This is a genomic window from Phytopseudomonas punonensis, assembly GCF_900142655.1.
Lineage (GTDB): Bacteria > Pseudomonadota > Gammaproteobacteria > Pseudomonadales > Pseudomonadaceae > Aquipseudomonas > Aquipseudomonas punonensis.
In genome coordinates, this window is the sequence record NZ_FRBQ01000001.1 from 1,325,484 (window position 1) to 1,340,174 (window position 14,691).

General features: G+C 63.5%; 12 protein-coding genes. 2 read left to right on the top strand and 10 right to left on the bottom strand.

Going from position 1 to position 14,691, the window contains the following annotated elements:
* Positions 1–26: 26 nt before the first annotated feature.
* From BUC40_RS23000 to cpaB, 7 genes are read right to left on the bottom strand one after another with little or no spacing between them, the layout of a single operon-like run.
* Positions 27–1,406: a tetratricopeptide repeat protein gene (locus tag BUC40_RS23000; RefSeq protein WP_073263556.1), complete on the bottom strand. Its 1,380-nt coding sequence runs from the start codon at positions 1,404–1,406 to the stop codon at positions 27–29.
* A complete protein-coding gene (locus tag BUC40_RS06025) occupies positions 1,403–2,293 on the bottom strand; it encodes a type II secretion system F family protein (protein ID WP_073263558.1) in 891 nt (296 codons plus the stop codon). Before BUC40_RS06025 ends, BUC40_RS23000 begins: the two co-directional genes overlap by 4 nt.
* Positions 2,293–3,174, bottom strand: coding sequence for a type II secretion system F family protein (locus BUC40_RS06030; protein WP_073263560.1), 882 nt, complete (start codon positions 3,172–3,174; stop codon positions 2,293–2,295). The genes BUC40_RS06025 and BUC40_RS06030 overlap by 1 nt, the downstream gene beginning before the upstream one ends.
* Before the next feature lie 30 nt (positions 3,175–3,204).
* Positions 3,205–4,446: a TadA family conjugal transfer-associated ATPase gene (locus tag BUC40_RS06035; protein ID WP_073263562.1), complete on the bottom strand. Its 1,242-nt coding sequence runs from the start codon at positions 4,444–4,446 to the stop codon at positions 3,205–3,207.
* Positions 4,446–5,612: a CpaE/TadZ family protein gene (locus BUC40_RS06040; RefSeq protein WP_073263564.1), complete on the bottom strand. Its 1,167-nt coding sequence runs from the start codon at positions 5,610–5,612 to the stop codon at positions 4,446–4,448. The genes BUC40_RS06035 and BUC40_RS06040 overlap by 1 nt, the downstream gene beginning before the upstream one ends.
* Before the next feature lie 9 nt (positions 5,613–5,621).
* Positions 5,622–6,857: a type II and III secretion system protein family protein gene (locus BUC40_RS06045; protein ID WP_073263566.1), complete on the bottom strand. Its 1,236-nt coding sequence runs from the start codon at positions 6,855–6,857 to the stop codon at positions 5,622–5,624.
* An 18-nt stretch (positions 6,858–6,875) separates the two neighbouring features.
* Complete coding sequence (gene cpaB, locus BUC40_RS06050) at positions 6,876–7,823, bottom strand: Flp pilus assembly protein CpaB (protein ID WP_073263568.1); 948 nt, start codon at positions 7,821–7,823, stop codon at positions 6,876–6,878.
* Between the two features lie 396 nt (positions 7,824–8,219).
* Between cpaB and BUC40_RS06055 the strand changes: the two genes are divergently transcribed.
* Both BUC40_RS06055 and BUC40_RS06060 read left to right on the top strand, forming a co-directional pair.
* Entirely contained in the window at positions 8,220–8,447 is a 228-nt protein-coding gene (locus BUC40_RS06055; RefSeq protein ID WP_208605746.1) for a Flp family type IVb pilin, read from the top strand.
* A 29-nt stretch (positions 8,448–8,476) separates the two neighbouring features.
* Positions 8,477–8,866: a response regulator gene (locus tag BUC40_RS06060; protein ID WP_083593336.1), complete on the top strand. Its 390-nt coding sequence runs from the start codon at positions 8,477–8,479 to the stop codon at positions 8,864–8,866.
* A 62-nt stretch (positions 8,867–8,928) separates the two neighbouring features.
* On the opposite strand, the gene BUC40_RS06065 is transcribed toward BUC40_RS06060, so the two are convergent.
* The 3 genes from BUC40_RS06065 to BUC40_RS06075 are packed head-to-tail and all read right to left on the bottom strand — an operon-like array spanning position 8,929 to position 14,506.
* The gene (locus tag BUC40_RS06065) at positions 8,929–10,293 is read right to left on the bottom strand and encodes an efflux transporter outer membrane subunit (RefSeq protein WP_073263572.1); all 1,365 of its coding nucleotides are present in this window, start codon (positions 10,291–10,293) and stop codon (positions 8,929–8,931) included.
* On the bottom strand, positions 10,290–13,376 hold the full coding sequence (locus BUC40_RS06070) for an efflux RND transporter permease subunit (protein WP_279627111.1): 3,087 nt from the start codon (positions 13,374–13,376) through the stop codon (positions 10,290–10,292). The genes BUC40_RS06065 and BUC40_RS06070 overlap by 4 nt, the downstream gene beginning before the upstream one ends.
* On the bottom strand, positions 13,373–14,506 hold the full coding sequence (locus BUC40_RS06075; RefSeq protein ID WP_083593340.1) for an efflux RND transporter periplasmic adaptor subunit: 1,134 nt from the start codon (positions 14,504–14,506) through the stop codon (positions 13,373–13,375). The genes BUC40_RS06070 and BUC40_RS06075 overlap by 4 nt, the downstream gene beginning before the upstream one ends.
* Between the last annotated feature and the right edge of the window lie 185 nt (positions 14,507–14,691).

The window sequence follows — 14,691 nt, forward strand, 5'->3', positions numbered from 1 at the left end:
TCCTGGCAGCCAGAGCTGGCCGGGTTTCAGTTCACGCTGACAGATTCAGTCCCCACCGGCTCGACACGCACGAAGCCACCATCGTCCGGCACGATCAAACGACCCGCGCGCATTTCAATACCGGCTCGTGCAGGTTGTTGAACCGCAGCTGCGGGTGCAGCGGCAGGTGCCACTGGAGCACTTGCAACGACAGGTGCCGGGGCGGCAACAGGCGCACGAACGACCGGAGCTGCCGGTGCCGTGATGACCTGAGGTGCTGCAGCCACCTCACGCTTGGCTGGAGCAGGTGCGACTGCAACCGCTGCGGGCGCAGGCTTTGCAGCCACGGTGGCAGGTGCTGGAGCACTCGCCACAACCGATCTGCTCTCGGCCACCGGCGCAACAGGCGCGCGAACGACCGGGGCGGGCACGGCTGGGGTTTTGGCAGGCTGGACGGCGGCCACTTGCTCAGCGAACGCCGGCTTGGCTGCAGCACTGGCAAGCGACAACGGAACCACAGGCGTCGGCCGGAAATTGGAAAGCCGTGGTGCTGGCACGGAGGGAGGCGCCGCAGCGACGCTTGGCTGTACCGCCGGAACCACCGGCTTGCTGAGCAGCGCGGATTTTGTCGGCGTAGCAACAGGTTGATCAGCTGGCACCACACGCGGTTCGGCCGCAGGCGTGGCAGGAATCACACGAACTACAGGAGTCTGCTGCATGACAGGTGCAACGGCAGCTGGCGATACTGGCTGGCTGGCGCTCTTGCTGCGCATCGCCTGGGCACGCTCTTCAGCAGCGCGCAGCTGAGCAGCCGAAAAGCCCATGCGCTCGGCCAGGGCGTTGGCCTGCGGGCGCATGCCCTGATAAATCAGCAGGGTCAGCAGGTTCAGCGCGGGCTGCTGTTCGGTTTCATTGAGTTCCAAGGCGGTCAGCAGTTCAAAGCGGGCTTCATCCAGACGCCCCAGGTTCATGTACACCACGCCCAGATCGTTGCGGATCGGCGCGCTGGTAGGGTCTAGGCTGGCCGCCAGGCGCAGGTGTTCCAGTGCCTCGGGGTAACGTCCTGCCGCGCTGGCCAGTTGGCCGAGGCCCTGTTCGCCTTGGGCCTTGAGGCAGGTACCAGTCAGGCTGGAGTACAGCTCGCCGGCTTCCGGGCGATTCAGCGAACGCAGAATGCGTGCTTTGGATAAACGCGCTTGCGGCAGGTTGGCCGGCAGCCGCTCTAGATTGGCCAACGCTGCGTGCAGGCGACCTTCCTCCGCGGTTTTGTGCGCGAGGTTCAATGCCAGTTCCTGATCCTGAGACAACGGCGCGCAGGCCATCGGCGTCGCCTGGGCCTTGCTCGTCAACCAGGGCGACTGCGCCGGGCCGTTCGCGCAGCCCGCCAACAATCCCATCACGCCCACTACGGTCACTACACGCTTCATCTCATCTCCCCCAGAGCTCCGACAATCGCAATAAATCCGGGCCCCGCCAATACGATCAACAACGCCGGAAACAGGAACACCATCATGATGACGGACATCTTGCCGGACAGTTTGGATACCCTTTCTTCGAGCGCCGTATGGTGCCGGTCGTCGATCAATTCCTTGAGCCGCAGCAACGAGGCCATGGCACCGCCGCCCTGGACGATAAGCTGTTCGAGGATCACCACGCAATCGGTCACCTCATAGACTTCCAGAAGGGCCGCCATGTCACGTAATTCGCGGCCCAATTCGAGCCCCGCGTCCACCCGCGTCAACACTTGGCGCAGCTCTGCGCTCAGGTTGGGCAGGATGCCTTCGGCCTCCTTGGCCAGCACCCTCAAGCCCTGCTCGACGGTCATGCCGACGTCGAAGAGGATGCGTAGCAGCGGGATGAATGTCGTCACCTCTTCGGCCAATGCTTCCTGACGACTTTTCGCCGCCCAGGCCAGCCAGCGCTTGGGCAACAGGTAACCAATGCCGAGGGCAAAAACCGGCGCCAGCCACGCGGGCTGCGGCGGGCGGCTCATCAACAGCTGGACGACGATGACGATCAGCAGCAGTACGACTGGTGTACCCAGTTGTATGAACGAAAACATCGATTGCTGGCTGCGCTTGCGCCAGCCCAGCCGATTGAGCAGCTGTTGGGTTTCCTGATCCATGCTCAGGGTGCGGCGGCCCAGGGAGCTGCCGCCGATGCCGCGCATCACGCCGCCACCCGAGACCCGGGACAAGGTGCCCATGCGCTGGCTGAACTGGCGGCGCGCGCGCAGATCGCAATAGGCCAGGTACACGAACAGCAGCGCCAGCAGCAGCTGAAGTAAGGCACTGAGCAGCAGAAACGAGCTCATTACAGGCTCCTCAGCATGCGCCAGAGCGCCAGACTGCCGACCGCCTGCAGGACGAACGCCAGCAATAGCACCATGCGGCCTGATGATTCGTGCCACATGCCCAGCATGAACTGCGGATTGGTCATGAAGATGTAGCACGCCAGCGCCAATGGCAGCCCGCCCATCACGTATGCGCTGATGCGGGTTTCGCCAGTCAGCGCGCGCAGTTTTCGGGCGCTGTGTTCGCGTTCGCGAATCAGCCTGATCAGGTTGTTCAGCAGTTCGCTACTGTTGCCGCCATAACGCTGATTGACGCGCACGCCCAGGGCCAGCACCTGGAATTCATCGCGCTCGTAAAGGTCGGCGAAGTCCTGCAACGCATCGCCCAATGCCATCCCGCGTTGCACATTGCGCTGCGTGCGTGCCAAGGCGCCACGCAACGGTTGTGGCGCCGTTTCCATGGCCAGCATCAGGGCGTCGCCCAGCGCACGGCCGGACTTGAGGCTGCGAATCACCTGATCGAGAAACACCGGCAGCTGTTCGATCATGCGCAGCACTCGGCGGCGATAACGCAGCGCGATGAACACGCGGCCAACCAGCAATGGCCCCAACAGCATGATCAACAGACCCAGCCAGTGGCCGACGATCAACCCCAGCACCGCGCCGAGCAACCAGATGAACAGCCAAAGGCCGAGCCCCTGACGCGGCTTGCTGAAGCCGGCACGCAGGAGCAGCTTGTCCAGGTGGCTGATGGATGACGCCTGCAGCGGCTCCGGCTGGTCCGCGAGCAGGCGCTGGATCACCTGCTCCGAGGCCGCCTGCTCACGGCTCCTGCGCAGCATCAGCAGACCCGTCGCCAGTAGCGTCAGGCAGATCCCCCACAGCAGCATCGACGCGTTCATTGCGGCCCTACCTCCCCTGCGGCAGCGAGCTTAATCACGGCGCAACTTGTGCCCCGCCGGGTTCGGTGCGTCGCGGCAAAAGGTGCCGCTGCCCGAGCGATCGAGACGGAACAGGGTGTTGGTGACGTACTGGTCCTCGCGCAAGCCAAGCACCTCGACCACCTCGCTGATGCAGCGACGACCGTCGGGCAAGCGGGTCAGTTGAATCACCACGTCCAACGCTGCGCAGATGGTCTGGCGCAAGGTGCGCTCGCCCACTTTTGCACCGGAGAAACCGACCAGGGTTTCCAGGCGCAGCAAGGCATCCTGGGCGTTATTGGCGTGTACAGTGCTCATCGAGCCGTCGTGACCAGTGTTCATGGCGGTCAGTACGTCGAGCACCTCAGCGCCGCGAATTTCGCCAAGCACGATGCGGTCCGGGCGCATACGCAGGGCGTTGCGCACCAGTTCACGGGCGGCGATCTGGCCAAAGCCCTCGGCGTTAGGCGGCCGGGTTTCCAGGCGCACCACGTGGTCGTGGAGCAGCTCCAGTTCGGCGGTGTCTTCGATGGTGACGATGCGCTCGCGCGGGTCGATCATCTGGCTGAGCATGTTCAGCAGCGTGGTTTTGCCGGTGCCGGTGCCGCCACTGACCATGATGTTGCAGCGGCGCCTGACCATCAGTTCCAGGCAACTGAGAATGGCTTGGTCCAGCGAGTTGCTGGCCAACAGGTCGGCACTGCGCAGCATGTCCTTGCGAAACTTGCGCACCGAGATGCACGGGCCGTCCAGCGCAACCGGCGGAATGATTGCGTTGATACGGCTGCCGTCAGGCATGCGCGCATCGACCATCGGTGACGACTCGTCAAGGCGCCGCCCAACCGGGGCGAGAATGCGCTGGATCACACGTAACACATGCTGATCATCGATAAAACGCAGGTCGCTAAGCTGCAGTACACCGTTGCGCTCGACGAACACCCGGTGCGGACCGTTGACCAGAATTTCGCTGACGCCTTCATCCTTGAGCAGGATTTCCAGCGGACCGAAACCGGTGAGTTCATCCACCAATTCTTCGGCCAGGCGATCCACCTCATAGCGGGAGATGGCGATCTGGCGGCGGCTGACGTACTCACTGACCTGCTCGGAGACGAACAACGCCAGCGAGTTACGGGTGCCTTCCAGCAGGTTCTCGCCTTTCTCCTCCAGCGCATCGATCAGGTAGCGGTGCAGCACCGGCTTGAGATCGTGAACACCGACTCGTGTGCCACTGCCACCAAATGGTCCTATGGGCATTATTTAATCCTCAGCAAACGTCGCCACAGCGGCCCTGCCCCACCATCGCGAGGTTCGAACAGCCCATTGGCCAGTGTCATCAAGCCCTGGGTCAGCCCGTCACGCGGGGCGAACTCGAACAACGGTACGCCCTGGTTCTTGGCCTTGAGCCGGGTGACCGGGCTCAACGGCAGGCCAGCCTCAAGCGGCAGCGCGAAGGTCTTGCTCAACTCCTGCAGGCCGGGCGCCACCGACGGCTGATAGCGGTCGACTATCAAACGCGCATGGTCGAGCTTTATGCCCTTGCCACGCCACAGCGCCAGCAATGCCAGGTTGCGCCGACAGTTGGGCACGCTCTGGTCGATACACCAGAACAGCCGCTGGGCGTGGTTGGCAAAGGAGCGCAAACCATCGCAGTCCGGTTGCCCGCAGAGATTCACCAGTACGTGCTGAAAGTGCTGGCGCAAGCTGCCCAGCAACAGAAACAGCTCGCCGAGGCTGAAGCGCTCCAGGGCATCGTCATCCGGGCCATGCGGAAGCACGCGCAGGCCATCCGGGTGGCGGGCGAACGCGCTTTCGATCAGGTTCGAGTCGAGGCGCCGGATATGCCGCAACGCATCGCCAAAGCAGAACGAGGATTCCATGCCGAACAGTTCCAGGCTTTCACCGCGCGGAATGCCCAAGTCGATATACAGCGTGCGCTGGCCACGCGCCTGAATCTGTAAGGCCAGGTGGACCGCCAGCAAGGCGGCATCGGCATCCGGCTGCAGGCCATATAGCAGGGTCAGTTCGCCCTGCGCACGCGAAGGCGGCAATTGCGGCAGGCGCTGGGTCAGCCGGCGCACCAGGCCCAGTACCTCGCTGCTACGCGAGCCATAGGCGATAAAATCACGGGCGCCGGCACGCATGGCGTTGAGCACCAGCTGGTTGTCGAGGCCGTCGCCCAGCGCCACCACCACGACCATCGGGCGCATATCGAGTAGTGCCTCGATCAAAGCGCATTGGGCCGTCTGCCCCTCACGGCTGAGACCGACGAACACCAGGCAGCTGCCGGTCATGTCCATCAGGCCCAGCACTTCATCGAGCGTATCGCCGACGTTGAGCACTTGCCCCTGGCCAGCCAGCGCGGCCTGTAGCCATTCGAGGTCCTGCTTGCGGCGCGTCTGTGCGAGGAAAATCTGCTCCATAACCGCTCCCTAGCGCGACAGGCCATCAGCTCGGTGGAAATCGCCGTTCTCGAGGAACAGCTGGCGAAACACGCCTGGGTCGTAATTGCGAAACTGTTCGCCCGGCAGATCCGGCAGTTGGGCATTGGCCGCCAGCGGCTGAACCAGGCGTGGGGTAACCACCATCAGCAACTCGCGCTCGTCGCGCTCGATACGCGAGGAGCGAAAGAACGCACCGAGCACCGGCACGTCACCAAGGAACGGCAACTTATCCACAACCGAGGAACTGTTGGTGGAGATCAGCCCGCTGATCACGAAACTCTCGCCATCGGCCAGGGACACGCTGGTATCGGTACGCCGCACATTGAGCGCCGGCACCTGGGTACCGGCGATGGTGATACCAGCGGTGAAATCGAGCTCGCTGACCTCGGGCGCCACTTTCAGGCTGATGCGGTTGCGCCCCACCACGGTCGGTGTGAGGGTGAGGCGCACGCCGAACTCCTTGTACTCGATCGACAGCGAGTCGCTGCCGCTGCTGGGCACCGGGATCGGGAACTCGCCGCCAGCCAGAAAGCTCGCGCTCTGGCCACTCAGCGACACCAGGCTGGGTTGCGCCAGGGTATAGGCGAAGCCGCTGTTTTCCAGCGCATCGAGGCCGAGCAGGAATTTGCTGCTGCCACCGCCCCAAAGAATGTTGAAGCCGTCTCTGGACAGCGGAAATGGAGCGGAGCCTGCACCACTGACACCGCCGACAGGTACCGTCGCCGGTCCGGTACCGGGTGCGCCAATCAGAAAGTTATTCGAGGCGGTGCCGAAGATACGTACCCCCACTTCACGCAGCTTGCTACGCCGGACCTCGACAAAGCGGATATCGGTCTGCACCTGGCTCGGCACGACGTCCTGATCGAACAGCACCACCGGCTCGGCGACCGCCGCAGTAGCCGCGCCCTGCACCAGCACCTGGCTCTGCCTCGGCTCGCGATCACAACCGGTCCACACCAGCAGGCTCGTGGTGCCGCCCCGCTTGCCGAGCAGCAGGAAGCTCTCCTTGCTGTTCAGGCTTACGTCCGCCACCTCGGGGTCACCAATCGCCAGCCGGGTGATGGGTACCGGGAAACGCAGCTCGCGCTGCATGCCCTGGGTCACGTCGAGCGTCGCCGGTACCGGCTCCAAGCCAGCGCAGGACGCGAACGCCACGCCAGGCAGAACGCCAACGACCGTCACCAGGCTCAGCAGCAAATGCGCTATGCGCAGACCATCGTTCATCGAGTGCATCCTTGCCGGTCAGGGGTTTTGCTGGGTGGCGTCATTGCCGCGATACACGGGAATCGTCACAGGCGCGGGTGTGGTCGGCGCCGGCTCTACCTGATTGCGTGGCACGGCGCCGCGCAATGCCAGCGCCTCGAACTGGAACAGCTGCCGCTGCGCCTCGGCGATATCCGCGCGGGGCTCTTCTCCAGCGTAGTAACTGGCCAGCCGCTTTTCATCCACACTGCGCACCGCAAGGCGTAGGCTGCCAATCTGAGTGGCCAGCATGAGGCGCGTCAGCAAAACTTCGGGAACGGCCAGAACGGCAGTGGTTGGCGCATTGCGCCGGCGGCGGCGCTCTTCGTCGGCATCAGCCGGAGACTGCGCAGCCTCGCCGTCATTGGTAATGCCGAGGTTGTAGCCCACGCTTAGCAAGCGTAACGCCGGGATCACTACCTGAGCGGTCTGCTCTGCATTGCCTTCACCCTGGCGCAGGTAGAGCAGCACATCCACATAGTCGCCTGGGCTCAGATGCCCGCCGCCGCCAATTACTTCATCCACCGCCACGGCAAGGGCGCGCTCATGGGGACGAATCATCCTCGCCAGCGGCCCGGACATTTCGAATGCGGTTTGATTCAGCACGGTGCCGGCCGGCGTCTCTCGCCACAGGGTGCGCCCGAGCACTTGCTCTGGGCTGGCGAAACTGCCCGGTGGCGCGATGCGCATGCGCTCAACGGCAAGATCGTCGCGGCTGATGGCAACCAGCGGCTGCACCGCACGGGCCAGTACCACGACGTTGATACGCTGCTTTTCGTCGACCTGAGCCTGCAATTGAGTACCCACGGCTGCTACCGGGGCCGCGGCAGGAGCAACGGGAGGCGCAGCCGGCGCGGACTGACGGCTAAGGGTAATTCCCCAATATCCGGTGATCACGGCGCCCACGAGAAACACGCCCGCCAGCACCAGCGTCAATCGGCTATTCATGACAGCACGCTCCTTGTTGCCCTACTCCGGCAAGCATCCGGTACAACCGCCATGGACGATGGCCAATCAATCACAGGCGCTCTGCAACATCGCCTTTAGTATCGGCACATAATTATTCTGGTTTAAAAATTTTTATTGAGGAAACTTATAACGGAATTGAACATCAAGATAGAACATGCCGTTCGTCGCAGATAAAATGCCACATCCCCCGCCGCAACTTTGGCACGTAGAAGAATTGTGCCTTACTCCTTGAATTCATTAGAAGTAACACTTGTGATTAATACTTTGGATGTAATACCAAGGTAAGTTTGCGAAGGATCCATTGTCATTTCACACTTTCCCTGCAAGTCCCTATAACAGGCGTCCCTGCCTGCCCTGGCTACAGAGGAAGTACCCATGTTTACTCTCACTATCCTGCGCGAAAAAGTTCGCCGCTTCTTGAAAAACGAAGAAGGCGCGTCGGCTATTGAATATTCGATAATTGCGGCGTTGATCGCTGTAGTGATCGTGACTGGTGCGACTGCCGTTGGCACCGATATAAATACGGTATTTACGTCAATATCTACTGCGTTGCAGGGTGCCACTGGAACCGGTGCAGGTTCAGGCGGTGGTAGCGGTGGCTAATTCATTATCACGGTGCAATGACAATGACTATGCGAGAGCACATTTTGCTTGTTGATGACGAAGCCGACGCCCTCGAAGAACTCGGTGAGTTGCTCGAGGGCGAAGGCTTCCACTGTCACTGCGCCAATAATGTCGCTAGTGCGATGCAATGCCTGGCCACTTGGCCGGATATCGCGCTGGTCATCACTGACCTGCGCATGCCAGAAGAAAGCGGGCTGCGCCTGATCCAGAACCTGCGAACCAACACTTGTTACGCAGATTTGCCGGTCATCGTGATGTCGGGTCATGCCGACATGAACGATGTAATTGGCCTGCTGCCATTACACGTGGTGGATTTCCTGCCCAAACCTATCTATCAGGAACGCCTGATCGAAGTGCTCAATCAGCGCTTCCCTATCTCCCAGGCAGTCAATTGCTGACGCAGCTGGCAGGCAACACGGGCGATCCCCAACTACCCTGCCATGTACCGTAACGCACCGGATCACTCGCGAGCTTGAGCGAAATCGCCACGCCGGGCGGCTGGTTCAGGTGGCGCCAAGCCCAAGGTGCGGTAAACCTCCACCCAACGCAGTGCAACGTCACTGGCAGCCCGTTGCTGTTCGAGCTGCGTGTCGAACTGGGTACGCTGGGCATCCAGCACCTCGATCATCGACAAGGTACCGGCATCGTATTGCCGCTGTGCCAGGTCCGTAGCGCTGGCAGCAGAGCGGCTTGCCGTGTCCAGCAGCCGTTGCCGATCGAGTCCCTCGACGTAAGCGCTGATGGCGCTGCGGGTTTCCCTGAGCGCCTGAATCAGGCTGGCCTGATAGCCCAGCCAGGCTTGCTCGCGACGCGCGTCGCCGGCTTCGATGCCAGCACGAATACGTCCGAAGTCGAACAGTGGTTGCAGCGCCTGCCCGCTGAGCGTCCAGGCGGGAACGCTCGCGCCTTGCTCGAAACCCACCAGCGCGCCAAGCGTCAGTTGTGGATAACGCAGTGCCTTGGCCGCATCCAGGCTACTGTCGGCAGCCAGCAGACGCAGCTCGGCGGCGCGTACGTCAGCTCGGGCACGCAGGCTGCTGACGGGCAGCTGCAGTAGCGGTAGCAGGCGCTCGTCACGGGGGAGCGACAGCTGTGCCGGTTCGGCCAACAGCGCATCAATCCGCGGTTGTTCAGCATTGAGCAGGTAGGCCAGCGCGTAACGCGCTGCTTCAGCACGTTGACGCGCCTGCGGAATGACCGCTCGGGTGATCGCCACCTGAGTATCGAGGCGCTCGACATCGAAACCGCTGGCAGTGCCTTGGTCAAAACGTACTCGGGTGATTCGGGCGATCTGCGCCTGGCTGTCGGCAGCACGCCCAGCGATATCAACCTCGCGCTGGGCCAGGCGATAGTTCAGATAGGTGCTGGCCACTTCGGCGATCAGGCTGACGCGTAGCGCCTGATAGTCGGCATCGGCCGCCTGCAGGCTAGCATCGGCAGCACGTTGCAGCGCCCCCAGGCGCCCGAACAGATCGGCTTCCCAGCTTAGGTCCAGACCGTAGAAGTAGTCTTCATCACGGCCATCGCTGGCGTTACGACTCTTCTCGTGGCTGCCGGTGATATTCAGGTTCGGATAGCGATTCCCTGCAGCTTCGCGGCGCAACGCGCGCTGCTCGCGAATACGCTGGGCCGCCGTCGCCAGATCGAGGTTGTCACGCAGCGCCAGCGCCACCAGTTGATCCAGCACAGGATCCTGCAGGCTTTGCCACCAGGCCTGCGGCAGCGCGGCCACAGCTTGGGCTGGCAAGGGCGCTGGCGGTAGAGCCTCGCGGCTGCTGCAGGCCAGCAACGGCAGGCAAGTCAGCGCCAGTAGCAAGGTCCTCATGACGCACGCTCTGGATGCGCTAAGCCAGAATCACGTCGCCTGGCCAAGTGACGGTCCATCATCAAGTAGACCACCGGCGTGGTCAGCAGGGTAAGAACCTGGCTGAACAATAGGCCACCGACCACGGCGACACCCAACGGCTCACGCAGCTCGGCGCCGGTACCGAAGGCGAGCATCAGCGGCACCGCACCGAACATCGCGGCCAGCGTGGTCATCAGGATCGGCCGGAAGCGAGCCATGCAGGCCTGATGGATGGCCTCACGAGGTGCCATGCCCTGGCGCTGGGCCTGCAGGGCGAAATCGACCAGCAGGATGCCGTTCTTCTTGACGATGCCAATCAGCAGAATCAGGCCGATCAGCGCCATGATGGAAAAATCCAGCCCCCACAGCCAGAGCAGCAACAAGGCGCCGATACCGGCCGACGGAATGGTCGAGAGAATGGTCAGCGGATGCACCAGGCTTTCATAAAGCACGCCGAGGATGATGTACACGGCGACCAATGCGGCCAGGATCAGCCAGGGTTGCGAGGCCAAGGTCTGCTGGAAGGCCTGGGCGGCGCCGCTGAAGCGCCCGCCGATGCTGGCCGGCATGCCGATCTCCTGCTCAAGTTGGCGCAATACCGCCACGGCGTCGCCAAGCGCCACCCCGGGCGCCAGGTTGAAGGACAGGTTGGCCGACGGCAGCATGCCGCTGTGGTTGATGCTGACCGGTGCCGGTTTGGCCGGCAACACCTGCACGAAGGTACTCAGCGACACCAGCTGGTCGGTAGTCGGTGAACGCAGCTGGAACAGCTCGAGGCTCTGCACCCGCTGGCGCTGGCTGCTGCTCAGCTCAAGCACCACTTGATACTGGTTGGACGCGGTCTGGATCTCGTTGATCCGCCGTTGCCCAAAGGCGTCGTACAGTGCTTCGTCGACATCCGCCGCCGAGAAGCCATAGCGCGCGGCAGCCTGGCGGTCGATCTGCACCGGGGTTATCGAGGCGTCGAACTGCAGGTCGTTGTTCACGTCGCGAAACATCGCCTGCCCCTGCAGTCGCTCGGTCAGACGCGGCGTCCAGACGGCCAGTTCTTCCAGCGAGCGGCTACGCAGGATGTACTGGTACTGCGCACGCGATGCCCGGGAGCCGAGGTTGATGTCCTGCCCTGCCCGTAGGGTCACGCGCAAGTCGGGAATGGCGGCGAACTGCGGGCGCAGCCGGTCGATGATCTGCTCGACGCTGACCGAACGATCGTCTGGATCGGTCAGCACCACGGCCAGGCCGCCGACGCTATAGCTGCCGTCGTTGCCGATGTCGGCGTTGAAGGCCACGACATCCGGGTCGTTGCGCAGGATATCCACAACCTGCCGGCTCTTGGTGCGCATCGCCTCGTAGGAAATATCCGCCGAGGCCTGCACCGTGCCGTTCATGAAGCCGGTGTCCTGCAGCGGGAAGAAACCCTTGGGCATCAGCGCGAAACCACTCACGCTGATGACGATGCAGGCGAAGAACGCCGCCAGAATGCTACGAGGGTGATCCAGCGCCCACACCAGCGCGCGCTCATATCCGCGCAGCACGCGGCGCATGGTCGGCCCGGGCCCGTCATGATTCGCCAGCGGGCGCATGCACAGGGCGGCCAGCGCCGGCGCCAGGGTCAGGCAAATGACCACGGAAATCATGATCGCCGAAGTGGCCGCCAGGGCGAACTCGCGAAACAGACGGCCCACATAGCCGCTCATGAAGAACAGCGGTATGAACACCGCCACCAGCGACAGGCTGATGGACACCACCGTGAAGCCGATCTCGCGCACACCGTCGAGGGCCGCCTGGACCCGGCCGACACCACGCTCCAGGTGCCGGTGAATGTTTTCCACGACGACGATGGCATCGTCGACGATGAAGCCCACGGCAACGATGATCGCCACCAGCGTCAGGTTGTTGAGCGACAACCCGAACGCCAGCATGGCCGCGCAGGAACCGATCACCGAAGTCGCCAGCACGGCGAATACCACCAGGGTCGCCGACCACTGGCGCAGGAACAGCGCCATGATGCCGATCACCAGCGCCACGGCGATCAGCAGGGTCAGCTCGGCCTCGTGCAGCGAGGCGCGGATGGTACGGGTGCGGTCGTTGAGCACCTTGACCTCGAGATCCGCCGGCAGGCCGGCGGTCAGCTCGGGCAGCGCCGCCGTTACCGCATCGGCAGTAGCGACGATGTTGGCGCCCGGCTGCCGGCGGATCACCACCGCCACGCCGGGTTTTCCATCGGGCGTGGCCTGGGTGTAGGCGTTTTCCGCTCCGGGTACCACGCTCGCCACGTCCCCCAGGCGAATGGCCGCGCCGTTTCGGTAGGCGACGATCAGCTCGGCATAGTCGCTGGCCTCGAACAGCTGGCCGTTGCTGTCCAGGGTGGACAGTCGATGCTGGCCGACCAGTGCGCCGGTGGGCCGGTTGCCGCTGGCACGCTGCACGGCGCTGCGGATGTCCGCCAGGGTGACGCCGGCCGCCACCAGCCGCTCGGGCCGCGCCTGGATACGGATCGCCGGGCGCTGCAGACCGTTGAGGCGAATCATGCCGACGCCTTCGATCTGGCTCAGCTGGCGGGCGATGGCCGACTCGGCCAGGTCGCTGACTTCATAGGGCGAGAGGGTGTCGGAGGTCACCGAGAGGATCAGGATCGGCGTATCGGCCGGGTTGATCTTGCGCCACACCGGCAGCTCGGGCAGTTGGCTGGGCAGGCGCGAGGAGGCGGCGTTGATCGCGGCCTGGACCTCCTGAGCGGCGGCGTCGATATCCTTGTCGAGACTGAACTGCAGAATCAACTCGACCCGGCCCAGCGAGCTGGTCGAGGTCATGTCGTCCACGCCAGCAATGGCGCTGAGCTGCACCTCCAGCGGCGTGGCGACCGAGGAAGCCATGGTTTCGGCACTGGCGCCGGGCATCTGCGCGGAAATCTCGATGGTCGGCGCCTCCACCTCTGGCAGCGGTGCCAGGGGCAAGCGCGCGAAGGCAATGACGCCGCCCAGGATCAGGGCCAAGGCAAGCAGGATCATGCCGATCGGGTGAGCGATGCACAGCGCGTAGAAACCGCGTGGCTGCTTCAAGGCTGGTCTCCGCCAACCGGCACCGGCTCGGCACGCCTGACGGTAACCCCCGGGCGCAACCGCGACTGGCCATCGGTGACGATCTGATCACCGGCCGCCAAGCCGGAAACGACCGCGTGCTGCTCGTCCTCGTGAAGCACCTTTACCGCTACCGGTTGTACCTGCTCGCCTTCGACGCGCCATACGAAGGTGCCCTCGGTGCGCTGGCGAATGGCTTGGAGCGGTACCGCCAGTGCCTGCCTGAGCAGGCCGGTCTGCAGGGTGACCACCACCGACTGGTCCGGCCAAAGCTGCTCCAGGGCATTGTCGAAACGTGCCTTGAACCGCAGCGTGCCGGTGTCGAGCGCGACACGGTTATCGATCAGTGCCAGGCTGCCGGTACCAAGCAGCGCGCCGCCGTCTTCGCGAAAGGCCTGCACTGGCGCCTTCTGCGCAGCACTCAGCAAATGTTGCAGCTCGGGCAGGCGGCGTTGCGGCAACGTGGCCTCCACATCGATGGGGTCGATCTGCACCACCGAAAACAGGCTGACGCTGTCATTGGCCCTGAGCAGGCTGCCGACATCAACATTGCGAATGCCTAGGCGGCCGTCGATGGGCGATTCGATCCGCGTGTAGGACAGCTGCACCTGAGCGGCACTCACCGCGGCGTCACGTGTTGCCAGCGTGGCCTGCAGGCGCGCCACCAGGGCCTTCTGCTGGTCCAGGGTCTGTGCAGGCGAAGCGCGCTCGCGCACTAGGTTTTGGTAGCGCTGCAAGTCGATGCGGGCGATGGCCAGTTCTGCCCGGATCACGTCCCGCTCGGCCTGGGCCTGCTGCAAGGCAGCGCGTAAATTTCGATCATCGAGCCGTGCCAGCAACTGCCCCTTGCGCACCTGCTGCCCCTCGGCGACCGGCAGGTCGACCAGCGTCGCCTCGACCTGGGCGCGGACTTCCACACTGTTCAACGCCCGCACCCGACCCAGCGTGCGCACCAGTACCGGAAAGTCGGCAGGCACCACCTCGTATATCACCACAGGTACCGCAGCAGGCGCCTGGGTAACCACCGCAGGTGCGGGACGCAGCCACCAAGCGACCCCGGCGCCGGCCAGCACGATGCAAACGAGGGGCAACACTGTTCGGGATGAGGCCATAAGGGCTCTTCGCAATGAAGGAGAAAGACTCGGTACTTGCGGGGATTAGCACCGTCGGACTTTTTAACGGATTTCGGGGGTTAAATCCCCATGGCGTGTCGAATTTACATGACAACGCATTACAGCGCCCGCCAGGCATTTGGCAGCAGCAGGTAGCGGCAACGCTCAACTCGGCCCGCGCCGAG